We start from the raw sequence: 17,346 nt of genomic DNA on the forward strand, positions 1-17,346 counted from the left end.
CACCCTCGGCTGGGTCGGCTGGCTCGGCTACGAGCTCAAGGCCGAGTGCGGCGGGTCGGCGGCCTGGGAGTCGCCGTACCCGGACCTGGGCATGGTTTTCGCCGACCGTGCCGTCGTCATCGACCACGCGCAGCGGCGCACCCACGTCATTGCGCTCATCGGTTCCGAGCACGACCGGGCCCAGCGCGCGTGGTGCGCGGAGACCGCCGACCGGCTGGAGGGTCTGGAGGTCGGTGCGATGGGGGAGCTCGGGAACGTCGATGAGCTTCGTGCCCGACACGATCGCTCGCAGTATCTCGATCTGGTGGGGCAGTGCCTCGAGGAGATCCGCCAGGGCGAGACCTACGAGGTGTGCCTGACCAATGAACTCACGGCCTCCGCAGAGCTGGACCCGTGGCCGGCCTACCGCGCACTGCGGGCGGCGAACCCGACCCCCTTCGGCTCCTTGCTGCGCATCGGCGGGGTCGACGTGTTGTCCTCGACGCCGGAGCGCTTCCTGCAGGTCAAGGACGGCGTGGTGGAGTCGCGGCCCATCAAGGGCACCCGCCCGCGCAGCACGGACCCGCGCGAGGACGCCCGCCTGCGCTCGGATCTGGCCGTCAACCCGAAGGACCGCGCCGAGAACCTCATGATCGTCGACCTCGTGCGCAACGACCTCAGCCGCGTCGCCGAACCGGGGAGCGTGCGCTCCGAGCCGCTGTTCGACGTCGAGTCCTACGCCACCGTCCACCAGCTCGTCTCCACCGTGTCCTGCCGCCTGGCCCGGGGGCGCACGGCCGTCGACGCCGTGCGGGCGACGTTTCCGGGCGGATCCATGACCGGGGCCCCGAAGATCCGCACCATGGAGATCATCGACCGCCTCGAGGCCGGCCCGCGCGGGATCTACTCCGGGGCCATCGGCTATTTCTCGTTGGGCGGTGCCATGGATCTGGCCATGGTCATCCGCACGATCGTCTCCGATGGCTCGGGTGTGAGCTACGGGGTCGGCGGGGCGGTCATCGCGCTCTCGGACCCGGTGGAGGAGTACCAGGAGACCATCACCAAGTCCGCGCCCCTGCTGCGGCTTATCGGACAGGAGTTTCCGCGGTGATGTACCGCTGGGACGGCTCCGCGTTGGTGGGATGCGAGGAACCTGACACCGCACCGGACGTGGTGGATTCCTGGCTGGTCTCCGAAGGCACTGTGCGCAACTGGCGGCACCACTGTGCGCGCTTCGGGAACGCGGAGTTCATGGCCGCAGTGCGGGAGGTGCTGCCGGGGGAGGGTGCGTGGTTTCCGCGCGTCGAGAAGCACGGTTGCGCCCTCTACCTGCGACTTCGCTCGGCGCCGCCACTGCGGAGCCAGACTGTGCTGTGGGTGCCCCCGACACCGGACCCGCGCCGCTTCCCAGGTGTCAAGGGGCCGGACCTGGCGGTGCTGGGGGAGTTGCGGGCGCAGGCGCGGGAGCACGGCGCAGACGACGCCCTGCTGTGGACCCCCGATGGCCTGGTGGTCGAGGGTGCCAACTGCGCCATAGCGTGGGTGGAGGACGGGCGGTTCATGGTGCCGGAGCATCCGCGCCAGCTGCCCTCGACGACGGTGGCGGGGACCCGGGAGCTCCGCGACGTGGGCAGCCGGCCCATCACCGTCGAGGAACTGCGGACCCACCCTGTCTGGGTGGGCAGCGCGCTGCACGGGTGGACACCGGTGGTGGGGTGGCGCGGCAAAGTACTCCGTGAGGGGCCTGCGCGCCAGGCTCCGGGGAGCACTAACGGCGTGGTTTGCTGAGACCTCACACCCGCCAGTCGCCGAGCGCGCCTTCGAGCGCCCCCAGCCCGGCCTCGATGAGCGGCCAGCGCTGTTCCTCCGGGCACCCGGCGTCGACCCAGTGTCGTCCGGCGGCCTCGAGGAAGCCGACCCAGCCGCGCAGGGCCCAGGTGTGGCGGGCGAAGGATCCGATGCCGGTGATCTCGCGGAGCTTGTCCACCAGCGCCGACGCTGCCGCCCGGCGGTGGATGACCGCGGCCTCGGGTTCGCCGACTCCGGCGACGAGCGTGTGGTCGGCGGCCAGCGCGTCGAGGTAGTCCTGCAGGAGGAGGGAGACGCGGTCGCGGGTGGTGGCGGCGTGGGGGAGGGGGGCGTCGATAAGCGAGCGCAGCGAGTCCTCCACGACGGCGGCGTAGAGGCCGGCCTTGGAGGAGAAGTAGTGGAAGACGAGGGACTGCGAGCTGCCCGAGGCCGCCGCGATCGCCGGTACTGAGGCGTCGGGGTAGTGGGTGGTGGAGAAGTGTTCCCGCGCGGCGGCGAGGATGGCGGCGCGGCGTTGCGCGGTGGACAGGCGTCTGCGGGTGCTCACGGTTGACAACCCTACCCGTTGTTGAGTTAAGGTCAATAACAGTTACTGACTCACACTCAATAGGAGTTCGAAGTGCTCGACCACGCCATCTTCTGGCACGTCTACCCCCTCGGCGCCACCGACGCGCGCATCCGCGACTGGACGGCCGAGGACGAGGGACACCGCCTGCCCGAGCTCATCGACTGGCTCGACTACCTCATCGACCTGGGCTGCAACGGCCTGCTCCTGGCCCCCATCTTCGCCTCGAGCACCCACGGCTACGACACCCTCGACCACTTCCGCATCGACCCGCGCCTGGGCGACGACGCCGACTTCGACCGCCTCATGGCCGCCTGCCGGGAGCGCGGCATCGAGGTGCTTCTCGACGGCGTGTTCAACCACGTCGGCATCAACCACCCCATGGTCGCCGGTGACGGCCCCATCCGCCGCCTCGACGACGGCAGTCCCGAGCCCTGGGAGGGCCACGGCGACCTGGCCCTGCTCAACCACGACGATCCCCGCACCGCGGACCTGGTCGTCGACGTCATGAATCACTGGCTCGACCGCGGCATCGCCGGCTGGCGCCTCGACGTCGCCTATTCGGTGCCCGCGTGGTTCTGGGCGCAGGTGGTCGACCGGGTGCGCGAGCAGCACCCGGACGCCGTCTTCCTCGGGGAGATCATCCACGGCGACTACCTGGCGCTGGTCCACGAGGGTCACCTGGACACCGTCACCCAGTACGAGCTGTGGAAGGCCATCTGGTCCTCGATCAAGGACGTCAACTTCTGGGAGCTCGAGCACGCGCTCGGCCGCCACAATAGCTTTGTCGCGCAGGCGCCGATGCAGACCTTCGTGGGCAACCACGACGTCGACCGCATCGCCAGCGTCGCCGGTTCCTCCGGTGCAGCCGTGGCCGCCGTGCTGCTGCTCACGCTGCCGGGCATCCCGAGCATCTACTACGGCGATGAGCAGGGTTTCACCGGCGTCAAGGGCTCCGGATTCTCGGCGGACGACCCGGTCCGCCCGCCGCTGCCGGAGGAGATGTCCTCGCTCGGCCAGTGGATGTTCGAGCTGCACCAGGAGCTCATTGCTTCTCGACGCCGCCACCCCTGGCTCACCCGCGCCGGCGTCGAGGTGCTCGAGACGTCCAATGAGGCGATCTCCTATGTCGTGGCCTCCGGTGAGGATTCGCTGACGGTGCATCTGACGCTCGAGCCGGACGTCACCGCGCGACTGGAGTTCTCCGACGGGGAGAGCGCGGAGTACAGCTGGTAGCGCTGCTCGTTTTAACGAAGCTCGCAAAAACGAGATACGACCAATTGCGCCACCTGGCCGTATAAGTGCGGCCTTGTGGGATATATGGTCGTTAAAACGAGCGGCCCGATATCGGTACGAAGACACGGAAAGGCCCCCTGACCGTCACTGGTCAGGGGGCCGCTCTCCGTCGATAAGCGGCTACTTCAGCGCGGGCTCCTGCTCGCGTGCCACCGGTGCCTGGGCGGCGACGATCTCGGCCTGCGCCGGGGAGCGCGGGATGAGTGCGGTGGCGGCGGCACCGACCAGGGCGGCGCCGGCGAAGATCCAGAAGGAGGCGGTCGGGCCGAGGCCGGCGCCGATGATGAGGCCGCCGATGGCCGGGCCGGCGATGCCGCCGAGGCGACCGAAGCCGGCGACCCAGGACACGCCCGCCGCACGGGAGGCGGTGCCGTAGTAGTTCGAGGCCAGGCCGTAGGTGAGGACCTGGGTGCCGATGACGCCGATACCGGCGGCGACGATGAACGGGTACATCGGGGCGACGGAGCTGAACATCGGCAGGATGGCCAGGGAGACGGCGGCCAGGGCGAAGGTGGAGGTGATGACGGCCTTGGCGCCGATGCGGTCGGCGATCCAGGAGGCGGTCAGGCCGCCGACGACGGCGCCACCGTTGAGGAACAGCAGGGAGTAGAGCGAGTCGTGCGCGGAGGCGCCGTTGGACTGCATGATCTTCGGCAGCCAGGTGTTGAGGCCGTAGGTGGACAGCAGTCCGATGAAGGACATGACGCCGATGAGGATCGTGCCCGGCAGGTAGGAGCGGGAGAAGATGCCGGCGAAACCGGTCTTCTCGACGTCACGCTTGGCCTCAGCGGCCGGGACGGCGACGGCCGGGGTGTCGAGGAAGGTGGCCTCGGGCAGTCCATGGCGGGCGCAGACGGCGCGGGCATCGGCCTGGCGGCCACGGGCGACGAGCCAGCGCGGGGACTCCGGCAGTGCGAAGTAGGCGAGCGGCAGCAGGAACAGCAGCGGGGAGGCGCCGACCATGAACAGACCGCGCCAGCCGATGACGTCCTCGAAGGCGAGGGCGAACAGGGAGGCCATGACGCCACCGGCGGGGACGCCGGAGTAGACGATGGCGTTGAAGAGGTTGCGGCGGTTGGCGGGAGCGAACTCGGCGATGATGGCGCCACCGGTGGCGACGATCATGCCGACGCCGAGGCCGGTGACGAAGCGCAGGAAACCGAACATGAAGATCGAGTTCGCCAGGGCGGTGAGGCCCATGCCGATGGAGAACCACACGATGGCGGTGAGCATGACCTTGCGGCGGCCGACGCGGTCACCGACGGCACCGGCGGACAGGGCGCCGATGAGGACACCGATCATGGCCCAGGAGCCGAGGGTGCCGGCGACGGCGGGGGAGAGCTGGCCGATGTGGGAGGGGTCGTCGAGAAGCGAGGAGAGGACGGCGCCGTAGATGACGAGGTCGTAGCCGTCGAAGAGGATGGAGATGCCGACAACGGCGAGGATGAGGTACACCGTGCGGCGGTGCGCCGGTGATGCCCAGGTGGCCTGAGAGGCCTGGGTGGCGGTGGAGGTCATGGTGGTCCTTCTGTAGTCCGGAAACTCTCTGTGACTCTGTGACGGAGAGGATGACAGAACTGTAGAAGTGTTCCACTTCACAAAATACTAGGACCGGCCCTAGTGAGTTCCCAGGGGCCAGCGTCCGGAAAGCGCGGCCTCAGCAGGCCCCATGCAGGTGGGGTATGACATTTATGAGCGATTCCGATCTTTGGCCCCGGAATCGACTGCACCCCCGTTCAGGGTGAACGGGGGTGCGGTGTGCGAACGGCTACTGGGAGTCCTCGGCGTCAGCGTCCTCGCGACCCTCGGCCAGGGCGGTGCGGGCGGTACGCAGCCACTCCGGCTGATCCTCCAGCAGCGCCTTGATCTCGGCGGTGGTCAGCGGCGAGTCCATGTCATGGCGCTTGAGAGCGGCGATGGTGATTCCCAGCTTCTGTGCGACCACGGGACGTGGGTGCGGGCCGGTGCGGCGCAGCTCGGCGAGCCACTCCGGCGGGTTCTCCACGAGCTGCTTGAGCTCGGCATGGGTGACCGCGCCCGCCTGGAACTCCTCCGGCGTGGCGGGCAGGTAGATGCCGAGCTTCTTGGCCGCGGTCTGCGGCTTCATGGCTCGGCCGGACGGCTGACGTGCGGAGTCTTCATTCACGCCCCCAACGGTAGCATTAGCCCCATGCGCCTGAGCTTTGTCACCGGCACCGCACCCGACAAGTGGTTCACCCGATTCCGCGACCGCACCAGGCACCGCCTCGAGGTGACGGACGCCGCGGACCCGCTCGGCAAGCTTGTCGACGCCCGCTGCGAGCTCGCCCTCGTCAGGCTTCCCGACGCCCGCATCTCCGATGAACACCACGTCGTCGTCCTCTACTCGGAGGCGCCAGGCATCGCGGTGCCGAAAGACCACACACTCACCCTCCTGGACGTGGTGGGGCCGGAAGATATCGAGGACGAGTTCCTCCACTACTCCCCGCCGGCCTCCGGGGAGGTCGACGTCGCGGCTGTGCGCGCCGGACTGCAGGTGGTGGCGGCGAACGTCGGTGTGCTCATCGCGCCGCGCCCGCTGATCAAGGCCCTGTCGCGCCGCCAGATCGAGCACCGGGACTACCGCGGGGACGTGCCCGCGACGGACATCGCCCTGGTGTGGTTCAAGGAGAAGGACTCCGAGGCGATCCAGGACTTCGTCGGCATCGCCAAAGGGCGCACGCCGAACTCGTCCCGGCAGGCGGCTCCCAAGCGCAGCGCGCGGGAGAAAACCCTGGCCAAACAGCAGCGGCGCGCTCAGCAGGCGCCTGCTGCGGGGAAGAAGGGTCGCCCACGGGGGCGTCGATAAGCGTTAGGGTGGAGGTACATCACCTTCGAAAGGAATCGACATGATGAACAACACCCTGACCCGCCGCGGCCTGGCCATCGCCGCCACCGCCGCACTCGGCTTCGGACTCGTCGCCTGCGCGGAGGAGGACACCGCCGACACCGGCACCGAGGTCACCACCACCGCCGAGACCGCTGCTGAGGACACGGACGCTGAGGAAGCGGCCGAGCCTTCCGTCCCGGATTCCGAGCCCGCCGAGGGCGAGGTCGAGATGGAGACCGAGGACGGCACCGTCGCAGTGCCGGAGGGGGCAGCGTCTGCCCTGGAGCAGTTCACCGCCGACTGGGGTATGCCCGAGTCCATCGAGACCAACGACCTCGGCCAGGTGCTGGCGACGTTCCAGGACGGCAACCTGGCGACCTGGGCGCAGGATCTGGGAGCGATCCCGATCGTCGGCAAGATTGCCGAGACCTGGATGGATGAGGGCGGTCTTGAAAGCGGCCTCGGCCTGCCGACCGGCCCCGAGCAGGACGCTCCGGAGGGCAACGGCTGGGTCCAGCAGTTCACCGACGGTGTCATCTCCTGGATCTCCGATGAGAACGGCGACTTCGACGCCGACATCCAGCAGAACTGATCCTCAAGTGCGACCCTGAAGTACACGGTGAGTCTTCGTCATCAGAAATTAATCTGACAACCATGTAATTCTCACCTCTCGCGGTTAGCGTGGTGGCAACCGGATGACGTGACATCCGGCAGCGCGACCGTCGAACGTCGGTACCGGCACCGGCGGCCGTGTTCCAAGAGAATCGGCCCGCAGCGGTGCCGGGTACCTGGCGCCACTGCACCTGGGGAGCCTGCGCCATGTTCGACTCGACCACCGACTACCTGCCCTCCGACTCCATCGACACGCGCTCGAGTGTCACGACCCGTACCTACGTCATCGACACCTCCGTGCTGCTGTCCGATCCCTGGGCGCTGCGCAAGTTCGCCGAACACGAGGTGGTCCTGCCCGTCGTGGTCATCACGGAACTGGAGGCCAAGCGCCACCATCCGGAACTGGGCTGGTTCGCCCGCCAGGCCCTGCGGATGCTCGAGGACCTGCGTTCCACCTACGAACGCCTCGACCAGCCGGTGCCCGTCAACGTCGACGGCGGCACCCTGCGCGTCGAACTCAACCACCAGGACCAGTCACTGCTGCCCACTGCCTTCCGCGGCACCGAGGGCGACCACCGCATCCTCGCCTGCGCCCTCAACCTGCAGAGCGAGGGCCATGACACGACGCTGGTGACCAAGGATGTCCCGCTGCGCGTCAAGGCCGGCGCGGTCGGCCTGCAGGCGGATGAATACCACGCGCAGGATGTGGTGCTCACCGGCTACACGGGCATGGCCACCGTGCACACCGATGCCGAGGCCGTGGACACCCTCTACCGCACCGGCGAGGTGACCCTCGACGACAACGCGGTGACCGACGCCGGGGACATCGTCGCTGAGCTGCCCGTGCACTGCGGCATCACCCTGACCACCTCCACCCAGTCCGCGCTGGGTCGTCTCACCGCCGACGGTGCGATCCGCCTCGTGCGCGGTGACCAGCACGCCTTCGGCCTCCAGGGCCGTTCCGCCGAGCAGCGCATCGCCCTGGACATGCTGCTGGACAACCACATCGGCATCGTCTCCATCGGCGGCCGCGCCGGCACCGGCAAGTCCGCGCTGGCCCTGTGCGCCGGGCTCGAGGCCGTCCTCGAGCGCAACGAGCACCGTCGCATCGTCGTCTTCCGCCCCCTCTACGCGGTGGGTGGGCAGAACCTCGGGTACCTGCCGGGGTCGGAGACCGAGAAGATGAACCCCTGGGCGCAGGCCGTGTTCGACACCCTCGACGGCCTGGTGTCCGACAACGTCATGGAGGAGATCCAGGCGCGGGATCTCATCGAGGTTCTCCCGCTCACCCACATCCGGGGTCGTTCGCTGCACGACTGCTTCGTCATCGTCGACGAGGCCCAGTCACTGGAGCGCAACGTCCTGCTCACCGTGCTGTCCCGCCTGGGCCGCGGTTCGCGCGTGGTGCTCACCCACGACGTCGCCCAGCGCGACAACCTGCGGGTGGGGCGCCACGACGGAGTGCAGGCGGTGATCGAGAAGCTCAAGGACCATGAGCTGTTCGCCCACATCACCCTGCAGCGCTCGGAGCGCTCCGCCATCGCGGAACTGGTCACCGATCTGCTGGAGGACGGCCAGTAACCCGATCCGGGCACGGCGCCCGCGGACGCGTTCCGTTTGCGGGCGCTCGATCACGTGGGAGACAATATTCGGCATGGCAGACGCGACCTTCACGCTTCGACCCATTCAGCCCGCGGACTACCCTCAGGTCCGGGCGATCTATGAGATGGGACTGGAATCCGGGCACGCCACCTACGAGACGAAGGCACCCACGTGGGAGCAGTTCACGCAGGCGAAGATCCTGGAGACGATCTTCGTCGCCGTGGAGGACGACGACCCCGACAAGCTGCTCGGGTGGGTGGCCGCGGCTCCGATCTCCACGCGCTCCGTGTTCCACGGCGTGGTGGAGAACTCCATTTACATTCACCCCGACGCCGCCGGCCGCGGCGTCGCGGGCGCACTGCTGGACAAGCTCATCGAGGTGTGTCAGGGCCTGCACAAGTGGGGCATCCACGCCTGGGTGTTCCCGGAGAACGAAGGTTCCGCCGGGCTGCACATGTCCCGCGGTTTCGAGAAGGTGGGCACCTTCCGCCACCTGGCGAAGATGACCTACGGTGAGCTCGCCGGGGAGTGGCGCGACACCGACGTCTACGAGAAGTTGCTGCCGAAGCCGGGGGAGTAGCCGGGCGTCGATAAGCGCGCTACTCGATGGTCTCCTTGAGCTTGTCCTCGCGCACCGGCAGGAGCAGCAGGAGAGCCACGATCGTCAGCGGCACCATGAGCAGGAAGACGGGGGTGAGGCCGTCGTTGTAGCTGCCGAGGATGACCTGCTGGATGACCTCGGGCAGCTGCACCACCGACGCGGGGGTCAGCGAGTTGGCGGCGCCGCCGCCCTCGGAGAAGGCCTCGGCGTAGGCGGCACCCTGCGGGCCCATCGAGGCGAAGGTCTCCGGCAGACGCTCCGCCAGATTGCCCTGGAGGTTGTGGATGAACATGGAACCGACCAGGGAGGCGCCGAGGGAGGAGCCGATCTGGCGGAAGAAGTTGTTCGATGCGGTGGCCGTGCCCACCATGGTCACCGGGAAGGAGTTCTGGACGATGAGGACCAGCACCTGCATGACCAGGCCGAGCCCGAAACCGAAGACGAAGAACAGCACGCCCAGCTGCACGAGGGAGGTCTCCACGGTCAGCCGGGAAAGCAGGAACAGGGCCACCGAGATGACGGCCATGCCGGCCACCGGATACCACTTGTAGTTGCCGTAGCGGGAGATGAGCGCACCGGAGACCGAGGACGTGCCGATCATGCCGATCATCATGGGGATCATCATGAGGCCGGCGTTGGTGGGGGTCAGCGTGTGCACCATCTGCAGGTAGGTGGGCAGGTAGCCGAGGGCGCCGATCATGGCCAGGCCCATGATGGTGCCGGCGGCGGTGGTGAGCACCATGTTCCGGTTGCGGAACAGTTCCATGGGGATGAGCGGATTCGTGGCCCGCAGTTCCACCGCCACGAACGTCAGGGCGCTGAGGACGGTCACCGCGATGAGGCAGAGGATGATCGGGTGGCCCCACGGGTACTCGAGACCGCCCCAGGTGGTGAACAGCACCAGGGAGGCGGTGGTCACGGTCAACAGCAGGGTGCCCAGCCAGTCGAAACGGCCGCTCGCTGTGCCGCGCCGCAGGCGCAGGACGAGCAGGGAGATGGTGAAGGCGAGGATGCCCAGCGGGATGTTGATCCACAGGCCCCAGCGCCAGCCGGGGCCGTCGGTGAACCAGCCGCCGAGCACGGGGCCGAGGACGGAGCTGAGGCCGAAGGTGGCACCCATGATGCCCATGAATTTGCCGCGTTCGCGGGCGGAGACGACCTCGGCGACGATGGCCTGGGAGGTGACCATCATGCCGCCTGCGCCGAAGCCCTGGATGGCACGCGCCAGAATGAGCAGCTCCATCGACTGGGCGAAACCGCCGATGGTCGAACCGATGATGAAGGTGGCGATGCCGAAGAGGTAGAGCCACTTGCGGCCGATCATGTCGCCGACCTTGCCGAAGATCGGCATGGCGATGGTCATGGTCACCATGAATCCGGAGATGAGCCAGCTCATGTGGTTGACGCCGCCGAGCTCACCGACGATGGTCGGCATGGCGGTGGAGAAGATCATCTGCCCCAGGGAGCTCATGAGCATCGTGGTGAGCAGGGCGGCGAAGATGAGCTTCACGCGGGGTGCCTGGGTGTCAGGCTGGGCGGTGGTCACCAGTTCAACTCCTTCGTCAGGGTGGTGAGGATGGCGCCGGTGTCGACGAGGGTTATCTCGGCGCCCGGGCTGTGGGTGAGGCGGTACATGTGCATCCACACGGCCTCGCGGATCAGCCCTGTGATCATGGCCGCTTCGACGGGCAGGGGGTGGTCGGGCAGCGTCCGGTCCCCGGGGTGGGTTTCCAGATGCTTGGCGACGATCCCCTGCATCGCCGTCGCCTGTTCCCGGAAGCGGTTGACCGACTTGAGGGCCACGGAGGGTTCGGCGGCGACGATGCGGTGGCGGCGGTGGCGGACGGTGTCAATGTGGGAGGCGTCGATCCCGGCCTCGATGTCCTCGCTCTCTGCCTCCGCATGGGTGGCGGCGATGTGCGTGAGGGCGGATTTCACCAGGTTGTCCGAGGGTGTGTCGATGAACGCGGCCTGTCGGGTCGCGCTGAGCGCCAGCGGGGGAGAGCCGAGGACGGCCTCGTCCTTGGACTCCATGTAGTTGAAGAAGGTGCGCCTTGAGATGTCGGCGTCGCGGCAGATGTCCTCGACGGTCACGTGGTCGAAGCCGTGCTTATCGACGAGGGCGGTCGCCGCATCCTCGATCCGGCGGCGGGTGGCCAGCCGTTTCCGTTCGCGCAGAGGTGTATCGTCATTCACGCGGTGCAACTTTACACTGAGTGCATCTTTGCACTCAAGTGCAGGTGGTGATTGCGGTACTCTCGGGGCAATGATGCTTCGTCGACTGCGCCGCTTCCGTGACCGGAACCGCCCCGACCTGCACTTCCCCGGGCTGACCCGGGGCCAGGCCGGGGAGTTGCGCACGTCCCTGCGCCGCAGCCTCGCGGAGAAGGGGGCGACCGTGCGTTACGACGGCCAGCACGCCATCATCCAGCACCCCCGCCAGGGCCGGGTGACCGTCAACCTGGAGAACCTCATCGGGGACGTCGCCGCCTCACAGCACCCCAAGGCCCCCCGGTCCATGGCCCGGGCTTTCGTCGGATCCGTCCTCGACGCGGAACCCAGCGATTCCCTCGCCACGGCCGATCTTTACGCCGGTCTCCGGCTCCGGGTGGCACCGACCACCCACCTCGTTCCGGAGGAAGAGGAGATCGTCTCCTCCGCCACGCTCCACGGCTTCACCGAGGACACCGTGGTCACCCTCGTCCTGGACACCGAGCACACCATCCAGACGATGCCACTGGAGCGGCTGCGGGAACACGATGACGTGGACACCCTCGTGCGGGCCGCCCGCAACAACCTGCTCACCGAACTGCTCGGCATCGATCCTCACGCGCAGCTGCATCCCGGTTCCGAGGACCACCCCGGGGCCCGCTTCCGCTCCTTCGAGTCCGGCAGCTACTACACGGCCAGCGCCGCGGTGCTCTTCCCCGAGCTCCTCGACACCTGGGCCCCCGACCTCGACTACTCCCACGGCGTGCTCTTCGCCATGCCCACCCGCCACATCCTCCTGGTCCGAGAGATCAGCACCGGCGAGGATCTGCTGGAGGGGCTGGGTCGCATGGCACCTGTCGCCGCCCAGGTGGCGGTCGACGGCTCACACGCGGTCTCCCCGCTGCTGCATCTGTGGCACGAGGGCGAGGTGACCACGCTGACCTCCTTCGATCAGGAGGCCCGCGAGCTGAAGATCACCCCCACGCCCTACCTGCTCGAGCTCATGGCCGCCGGGGAGGATCCGGACTACTAGCGCCCCGCTCGTGCGCGCGCGAATTCACCCCGTCGAAAGCAGTGTCCCCACGCGCACCGAAGGAGCCCTTTCGACCGCGTGAGTTCACACTTGCCCGGAGTGGAGTGACGGCAACGCCCCGCCGGCGCTGGTGGCAGCGTCGGCGGGGCGTCGATAAGCAGGCGACTAGTCGCGGTCGGTGTTGGCCATCGCGAGGACGTCGAGGCGCTTGTCCAGCTCCTCCTCGGTGAGCTTGTCACCGTCGACGAAGCCCATGTCGATGACCGTCTGGCGGATGGTCTTGCCCTCCTTGAGGGCGGTCTTGGCCACCTTGGCGGCGTTCTCGTAGCCGATCGCCGAGTTCAGCGGGGTGACAATCGACGGGGAGGACTCGGCCAGGGTCTTCATGCGCTCCTCGTTCGGCTCGATGCCGTCGACGAGGCGCTCCGCGAACACACGGGCGGTGTTGGCCAGCAGGCGGGAGGACTCCAGCACGTTGCGGGCCATGACCGGGATGAAGACGTTGAGCTCGAACTGGCCCTGGGTGCCGGCGAAGGCGACGGCGGCGTCGTTGCCGATGACCTGGGCGGAGACCTGGGTGGCGGTCTCACACAGCACCGGGTTGACCTTGCCCGGCATGATGGAGGAGCCCGGCTGCAGGTCCGGCAGGTGGATCTCGGCGAAGCCCGTCAGCGGGCCGGAGCCCATGAGGCGGATGTCGTTGGCGATCTTGTACAGGGAGACGGCCACGACGCGCATGGCGCCGGAGAACTCGACGAGGGCGTCGCGGTTGGCCTGCGCCTCGAAGTGGTTCTTCGCCTCGGACAGCTCCTGCACGCCGGTGAGGTTCTTGAGCTCCTCGGTTACCTTCGCGCCGAAGTCGGCCGGGGTGTTGAGGCCGGTGCCCACGGCGGTGCCGCCGATCGGCAGCTCACCGAGGCGGGTGACGGTGGCCTCGACGCGCTCGATGCCCAGCTCGATCTGGCGGGCGTAGCCGCCGAACTCCTGGCCCAGGGTGACCGGGACGGCGTCCATGAGGTGGGTGCGACCGGACTTGACGATCTCCTTCCACTCCGCGGCCTTCGCGGCCAGGGACTCGTGGAGGACCTTGAGGCCCGGGATGAGGTCGTTGACGGCGGCCTCGGTGGCGGCGACGTGGGTGGCGGTGGGGAAGGTGTCGTTGGAGGACTGGCCCATGTTGACGTGGTCGTTGGGGTGGACCTCCACGCCGTTCTTCTTGGCGATGGACGCGATGACCTCGTTGGTGTTCATGTTCGACGAGGTGCCGGAGCCGGTCTGGAAGACATCGATCGGGAACTCGGCGTCATGCTGGCCGTCGGCGATCTCCTTGGCGGCGGCGACGATGGCGTCGGCCTGCTCGGCCGGGAGGAGGCCGCGGTCCTTGTTGACGATGGCGCAGGCCGCCTTGAGCAGACCCATGGCGCGGATCTGGGCGGACTCGAGGCCGCGGCCGGAGATCGGGAAGTTCTCCACGGCACGCTGGGTCTGGGCCTGCCACAGTGCGTTCACCGGGACCTTGACCTCACCCATGGTGTCGTGTTCGATGCGGAATTCCTGCTCGGTCATGGATAACCACCTTTAAGTATCTGTCGGTAGGACGTGGGAAACTGGCCCGGCGGGGTGGAACTACTGCCAGAGGGCGCCGGGGTGGACCCTCTCTCAGTATGGCCGAAAAACCCGATCTAAGCGGACGGATCCTTGGAGTAATCGACCACGGAGTACTCCTGCAGCTTGGCCAGCTGGTGGCGGGACTCCACGAAGCGGACGGTGCCGGACTTGGAGCGCATGACCAGGGAACGGGTCGTCGCACCGGAGGCACGGTAGGAGACACCGCGGAGCATGTCGCCGTTGGTCACGCCGGTGGCGGCGAAGAAGCAGTTGTCGGAGGCGACCAGGTCGTTGATGCCCAGCACGCGGTCGAGATCGTGGCCGGCCTCGCGGGCGCGGCCTGCCTCGGCGTCGTCGATCGGCCACAGCTTGCCCTGGATCTCGCCGCCCATGCACTTGAGGGCACACGCGGTGATGATGCCCTCCGGGGTGCCGCCGATGCCCATGGCGATGTCGATGGAGTTGGAGTCCTGCGCGGCGGCGATCGCGCCGGCGACGTCACCGTCGCGGATGAGGCGGACCTTGGCGCCGGCGCGGCGGATGTCGGCGATGAGCTCGATGTGACGCGGGCGGTCGAGAACGATGACCGTCACGTCGGAGGAGGCGATGCCCTTGGCCTTGGCCACGGCGTTGATGTTGTGGGAGACCGGGGCCTCGATGTCCACGGTGCCGGCGGCCTCCGGGCCGACGGCGATCTTGTCCATGTAGAACACGGCGGACGGGTCGTACATGGAGTGGCGGTCCGCGGCGGCGATGACGGAGATGGCGTTCGGGCGACCCTCGGCCATGAGGGTGGTGCCGTCGACCGGGTCCACGGCGATGTCGACCTCCGGGCCGTCACCGGTGCCCACGTTCTCGCCGTTGAACAGCATCGGGGCCTCGTCCTTCTCGCCCTCACCGATGACCACGACGCCGGACATGTTCACGGAGTTGATGAGCTGACGCATCGCGTCGACCGCCGCGCCGTCACCCTCCTCCTTCATGCCGCGACCGACCCACCGGCCGGAAGCGAGTGCCGCTGCCTCAGTGACACGGACGAGCTCCATCGCGAGGTTACGGTCGGGTGCTTCCGTACGGGGTGCATTCATGGTCAACGGCCTCCTGCAGGCGTTTCGATTGTGTGACAGCGTGCTTTCCGGGCGGTGGGGAATCCGTGTGCACGGTCCACCCGCCTCCCAATTATTGTTCCACCACTTGGGGGTCCGCGTGTTGGTTTGCCCACCCGAAAGAGGGGAGAGTGTGGCACCCGGCACGGAGAATTCCGCATCGCGGCTGCTTCTGACATACTTGGGCGCGTGTCTGCAGCGGAAAAGCCCCGGATTTTTCAGGACGGTCGGGACATGTTCCTGTCCCTGGCCCTCATCGTCGTGCTCATGGTTGTGAGCGTCGGCGCCACCGGCCTGTGCACCTATGAACCCGGCGCCCCGGAAGGTGGTCCGGTCCGTGAAGTCGACGCCCACACCTTCATGGGCATGGAGGCCCGCGCGACGAACTTCCCCGTCCGCATGCCGGACAACCCTGAGGGCTGGGTGACCAACTCCGCCCGCCGCGGCCAGATCAACCAGACCCCGGCGCCGATCGTCGGTTGGGTCACCGCCGACCGCGGTTTCATCCAGCTCACCCAGACCGAGCAGCCGGCGGATGACGCCGTTCGCGGCATCGACCCGCACCCGCGCGAACTGGACCGCACCGAGACCATCGCCGGCCAGGAGGTGGCCATCTACCACTCCGACGAGGACGATGTCCGCGACCTGTGGGTCGTCGACATGGGCGATGCCCGGCTGCTGTTCACCGGCGCCGGTTCGGAGGCGGAGTTCGAGACGCTTATTGACGCCACCGTCAACTCCGCGCCCCTGCCGGGCGCGGGCCAGGACGGCTAGCTTCGACGGCTGAGGGCGAAGCCGCCCGCGCCCAGCAGCACGAGGACGACAGCGCCGATGCCGAGCCACAGGCCCATTCCGCCACCGTTGTCCTCCGCCTCCTGGGCGGTGACGTCCGGATCAACCTCGGCGGTCGGCTCAGCGGTCGTCGTCTCCTCCTCCGATCGGCCGTCCACGGGGTGGAAGGTCGGCCCCGGTTGCGGCTGCCCCTCCACCTCGAGCGTGAGGTGGTAGGTTATCGGCGGGAGCTGCGAGGCCGCATTGATCGTGCCCTGGGTGGTGTCGCCGTAACGGACGGTGAGGTACTGGTCCCCGTCCTGCCATAGCTTTCGTGCATCAAAGCCCCGGTTGGTGCCCTCGTAGCGATTCTGGAAGAAGATCGGGTCGGTGTAGCCGAAATCGAGAACGGCTTCAGGTTCCGGGAAGATGACGTCCTCGGTGAGCGGAAGTTCGGCGCGGGCCTCGTTGTAGGCGGTGAGCTCCAGCCGCCGCTCGTGGGTGTAGGCGTCCCAGTTCTGGGCGTCGTCACGCACCTGCAACTGGCCCAGGACCTGCTGCCCGTAGTCTGCGGGGACCCGGAAGAACTGTGTTTCACCAGCGACGATATCAACCGCGACGGTCTCGCCCGGGGTCAGATCGACGGCATCTGAAAACCACACGCCCGGGGTGGTAGCCGCCGGGGTGTCGGTCGACGGGGAGACCGTGAGTGCCGGGTCTGCTTCCGCGGCGGGTTCGGCGTCGCGCCCGTCCGGAAGCGTGAAGGGATCGATCCGGGTGACGGTGACCTCGACGTCGATCGGCTCGGTCTGACGCCAGTCTCCGCGCCTTTTGAGCAGGAGCATGAGCTCGTCTGTGTTGCAGTCCTGCCCGATGGTCCGCGAGTAGACGGTACCGGTGACGATGCCGTTCACCCCGTCGTGGGCGCTTTCGTAGCCGTCGCCGGTGCAGCGGTAGCGCGTGTCCAGGTCATCCCTCTCGACCAGCTCGGCGTTGATGTACAGGCTGTCCGTCGCCCGTGTGTTCACCTGGGGGGCCAGCACCGACTGGGCGGAGACCACGTAGTACTCGCCGTCCTCAACCGGGAGCCGGAAGTAGGTGGGCACCTCGTTGGTCGGGCCGTGGGCGTCGGCGGGCAGCGGGTGGAGAGTGGTGAGGAATTGCGTGGTGTCCCGGGGGATGAGGGGAGACGCCTCGGCGGTCTCAGCGCCGTCGATGCGCTCCAGGTCGGATTGGTAGGCGCGGTAGTTGCGGGTGGTGGCGCGCTTGAGTTCTTCGGCGAGGGTGTCGGCGTCGGAGGCGTCG

17 protein-coding genes are annotated in these 17,346 nt (G+C 68.0%); 9 read left to right on the top strand and 8 right to left on the bottom strand.

What is annotated here, in order from left to right:
- Together pabB and Q4F73_RS06680 are read left to right on the top strand one after the other, a co-directional pair.
- On the top strand, positions 1–1,090 hold a 1,090-nt coding region (pabB, locus tag Q4F73_RS06675), incomplete at its 5' end, for an aminodeoxychorismate synthase component I (protein ID WP_303358577.1).
- Positions 1,090–1,767 carry an aminotransferase class IV gene (locus Q4F73_RS06680; RefSeq protein WP_303358578.1) on the top strand — a complete coding sequence of 226 codons (678 nt, stop codon included), beginning with the start codon at positions 1,090–1,092 and terminating at the stop codon, positions 1,765–1,767. The genes pabB and Q4F73_RS06680, both read left to right, overlap by 1 nt.
- 4 nt (positions 1,768–1,771) lie before the next feature.
- Here the strand turns inward: Q4F73_RS06680 and Q4F73_RS06685 are convergent, their stop codons facing one another.
- Complete coding sequence (locus tag Q4F73_RS06685) at positions 1,772–2,335, bottom strand: TetR/AcrR family transcriptional regulator (protein WP_303358579.1); 564 nt, start codon at positions 2,333–2,335, stop codon at positions 1,772–1,774.
- 72 nt (positions 2,336–2,407) lie between these two features.
- On the opposite strand from Q4F73_RS06685, the gene Q4F73_RS06690 reads away from it, so the two are divergent.
- On the top strand, positions 2,408–3,589 hold the full coding sequence (locus Q4F73_RS06690) for an alpha-amylase family glycosyl hydrolase (RefSeq protein WP_303358580.1): 1,182 nt from the start codon (positions 2,408–2,410) through the stop codon (positions 3,587–3,589).
- Positions 3,590–3,769: 180 nt separating this feature from the next.
- On the opposite strand, the gene Q4F73_RS06695 is transcribed toward Q4F73_RS06690, so the two are convergent.
- Positions 3,770–5,167, bottom strand: a complete 1,398-nt coding sequence (locus tag Q4F73_RS06695; RefSeq protein WP_303358581.1) for an aromatic acid/H+ symport family MFS transporter — start codon at positions 5,165–5,167, stop codon at positions 3,770–3,772.
- 250 nt (positions 5,168–5,417) lie between these two features.
- A complete protein-coding gene (locus tag Q4F73_RS06700) occupies positions 5,418–5,756 on the bottom strand; it encodes a DUF5997 family protein (protein WP_303358593.1) in 339 nt (112 codons plus the stop codon).
- Positions 5,757–5,819: 63 nt separating this feature from the next.
- Here Q4F73_RS06700 and Q4F73_RS06705 point away from each other — a divergent pair, with 63 nt between their 5' ends.
- From Q4F73_RS06705 to Q4F73_RS06720, 4 genes are all read left to right on the top strand, one after another.
- Complete coding sequence (locus tag Q4F73_RS06705; protein WP_303358582.1) at positions 5,820–6,476, top strand: LysR family transcriptional regulator; 657 nt, start codon at positions 5,820–5,822, stop codon at positions 6,474–6,476.
- 40 nt (positions 6,477–6,516) lie between these two features.
- The gene (locus tag Q4F73_RS06710; RefSeq protein ID WP_303358583.1) at positions 6,517–7,089 is read left to right on the top strand and encodes an LGFP repeat-containing protein; all 573 of its coding nucleotides are present in this window, start codon (positions 6,517–6,519) and stop codon (positions 7,087–7,089) included.
- 227 nt (positions 7,090–7,316) lie between these two features.
- Positions 7,317–8,690, top strand: coding sequence for a PhoH family protein (locus tag Q4F73_RS06715; protein WP_303358584.1), 1,374 nt, complete (start codon positions 7,317–7,319; stop codon positions 8,688–8,690).
- Positions 8,691–8,763: 73 nt separating this feature from the next.
- Positions 8,764–9,291 carry a GNAT family N-acetyltransferase gene (locus Q4F73_RS06720; RefSeq protein ID WP_303358585.1) on the top strand — a complete coding sequence of 176 codons (528 nt, stop codon included), beginning with the start codon at positions 8,764–8,766 and terminating at the stop codon, positions 9,289–9,291.
- A 19-nt stretch (positions 9,292–9,310) separates the two neighbouring features.
- On the opposite strand, the gene Q4F73_RS06725 is transcribed toward Q4F73_RS06720, so the two are convergent.
- Positions 9,311–10,858, bottom strand: a complete 1,548-nt coding sequence (locus tag Q4F73_RS06725) for an MDR family MFS transporter (RefSeq protein WP_303358586.1) — start codon at positions 10,856–10,858, stop codon at positions 9,311–9,313.
- Positions 10,855–11,508: a TetR family transcriptional regulator gene (locus tag Q4F73_RS06730; RefSeq protein ID WP_303358587.1), complete on the bottom strand. Its 654-nt coding sequence runs from the start codon at positions 11,506–11,508 to the stop codon at positions 10,855–10,857. The genes Q4F73_RS06725 and Q4F73_RS06730 overlap by 4 nt, the downstream gene beginning before the upstream one ends.
- A gap of 70 nt (positions 11,509–11,578) precedes the next feature.
- On the opposite strand from Q4F73_RS06730, the gene Q4F73_RS06735 reads away from it, so the two are divergent.
- The gene (locus tag Q4F73_RS06735) at positions 11,579–12,556 is read left to right on the top strand and encodes a hypothetical protein (RefSeq protein ID WP_303358588.1); all 978 of its coding nucleotides are present in this window, start codon (positions 11,579–11,581) and stop codon (positions 12,554–12,556) included.
- 165 nt (positions 12,557–12,721) lie between these two features.
- On the opposite strand, the gene Q4F73_RS06740 is transcribed toward Q4F73_RS06735, so the two are convergent.
- Together Q4F73_RS06740 and glpX are read right to left on the bottom strand one after the other, a co-directional pair.
- Complete coding sequence (locus Q4F73_RS06740) at positions 12,722–14,122, bottom strand: class II fumarate hydratase (protein ID WP_303358589.1); 1,401 nt, start codon at positions 14,120–14,122, stop codon at positions 12,722–12,724.
- A 116-nt stretch (positions 14,123–14,238) separates the two neighbouring features.
- The gene (glpX, locus tag Q4F73_RS06745) at positions 14,239–15,252 is read right to left on the bottom strand and encodes a class II fructose-bisphosphatase (RefSeq protein ID WP_303358590.1); all 1,014 of its coding nucleotides are present in this window, start codon (positions 15,250–15,252) and stop codon (positions 14,239–14,241) included.
- A 207-nt stretch (positions 15,253–15,459) separates the two neighbouring features.
- Between glpX and Q4F73_RS06750 the strand changes: the two genes are divergently transcribed.
- On the top strand, positions 15,460–16,044 hold the full coding sequence (locus Q4F73_RS06750; protein ID WP_303358591.1) for a DUF4245 domain-containing protein: 585 nt from the start codon (positions 15,460–15,462) through the stop codon (positions 16,042–16,044).
- Here the strand turns inward: Q4F73_RS06750 and Q4F73_RS06755 are convergent.
- Positions 16,041–17,346 (bottom strand): hypothetical protein (locus Q4F73_RS06755; RefSeq protein WP_303358592.1); only part of this gene is annotated, 1,306 nt, incomplete at its 5' end. The two genes, Q4F73_RS06750 and Q4F73_RS06755, sit on opposite strands and share 4 nt — an antisense overlap.

Source organism: Corynebacterium sp., from assembly GCF_030535495.1.
In the GTDB taxonomy this organism is placed as follows: domain Bacteria; phylum Actinomycetota; class Actinomycetes; order Mycobacteriales; family Mycobacteriaceae; genus Corynebacterium.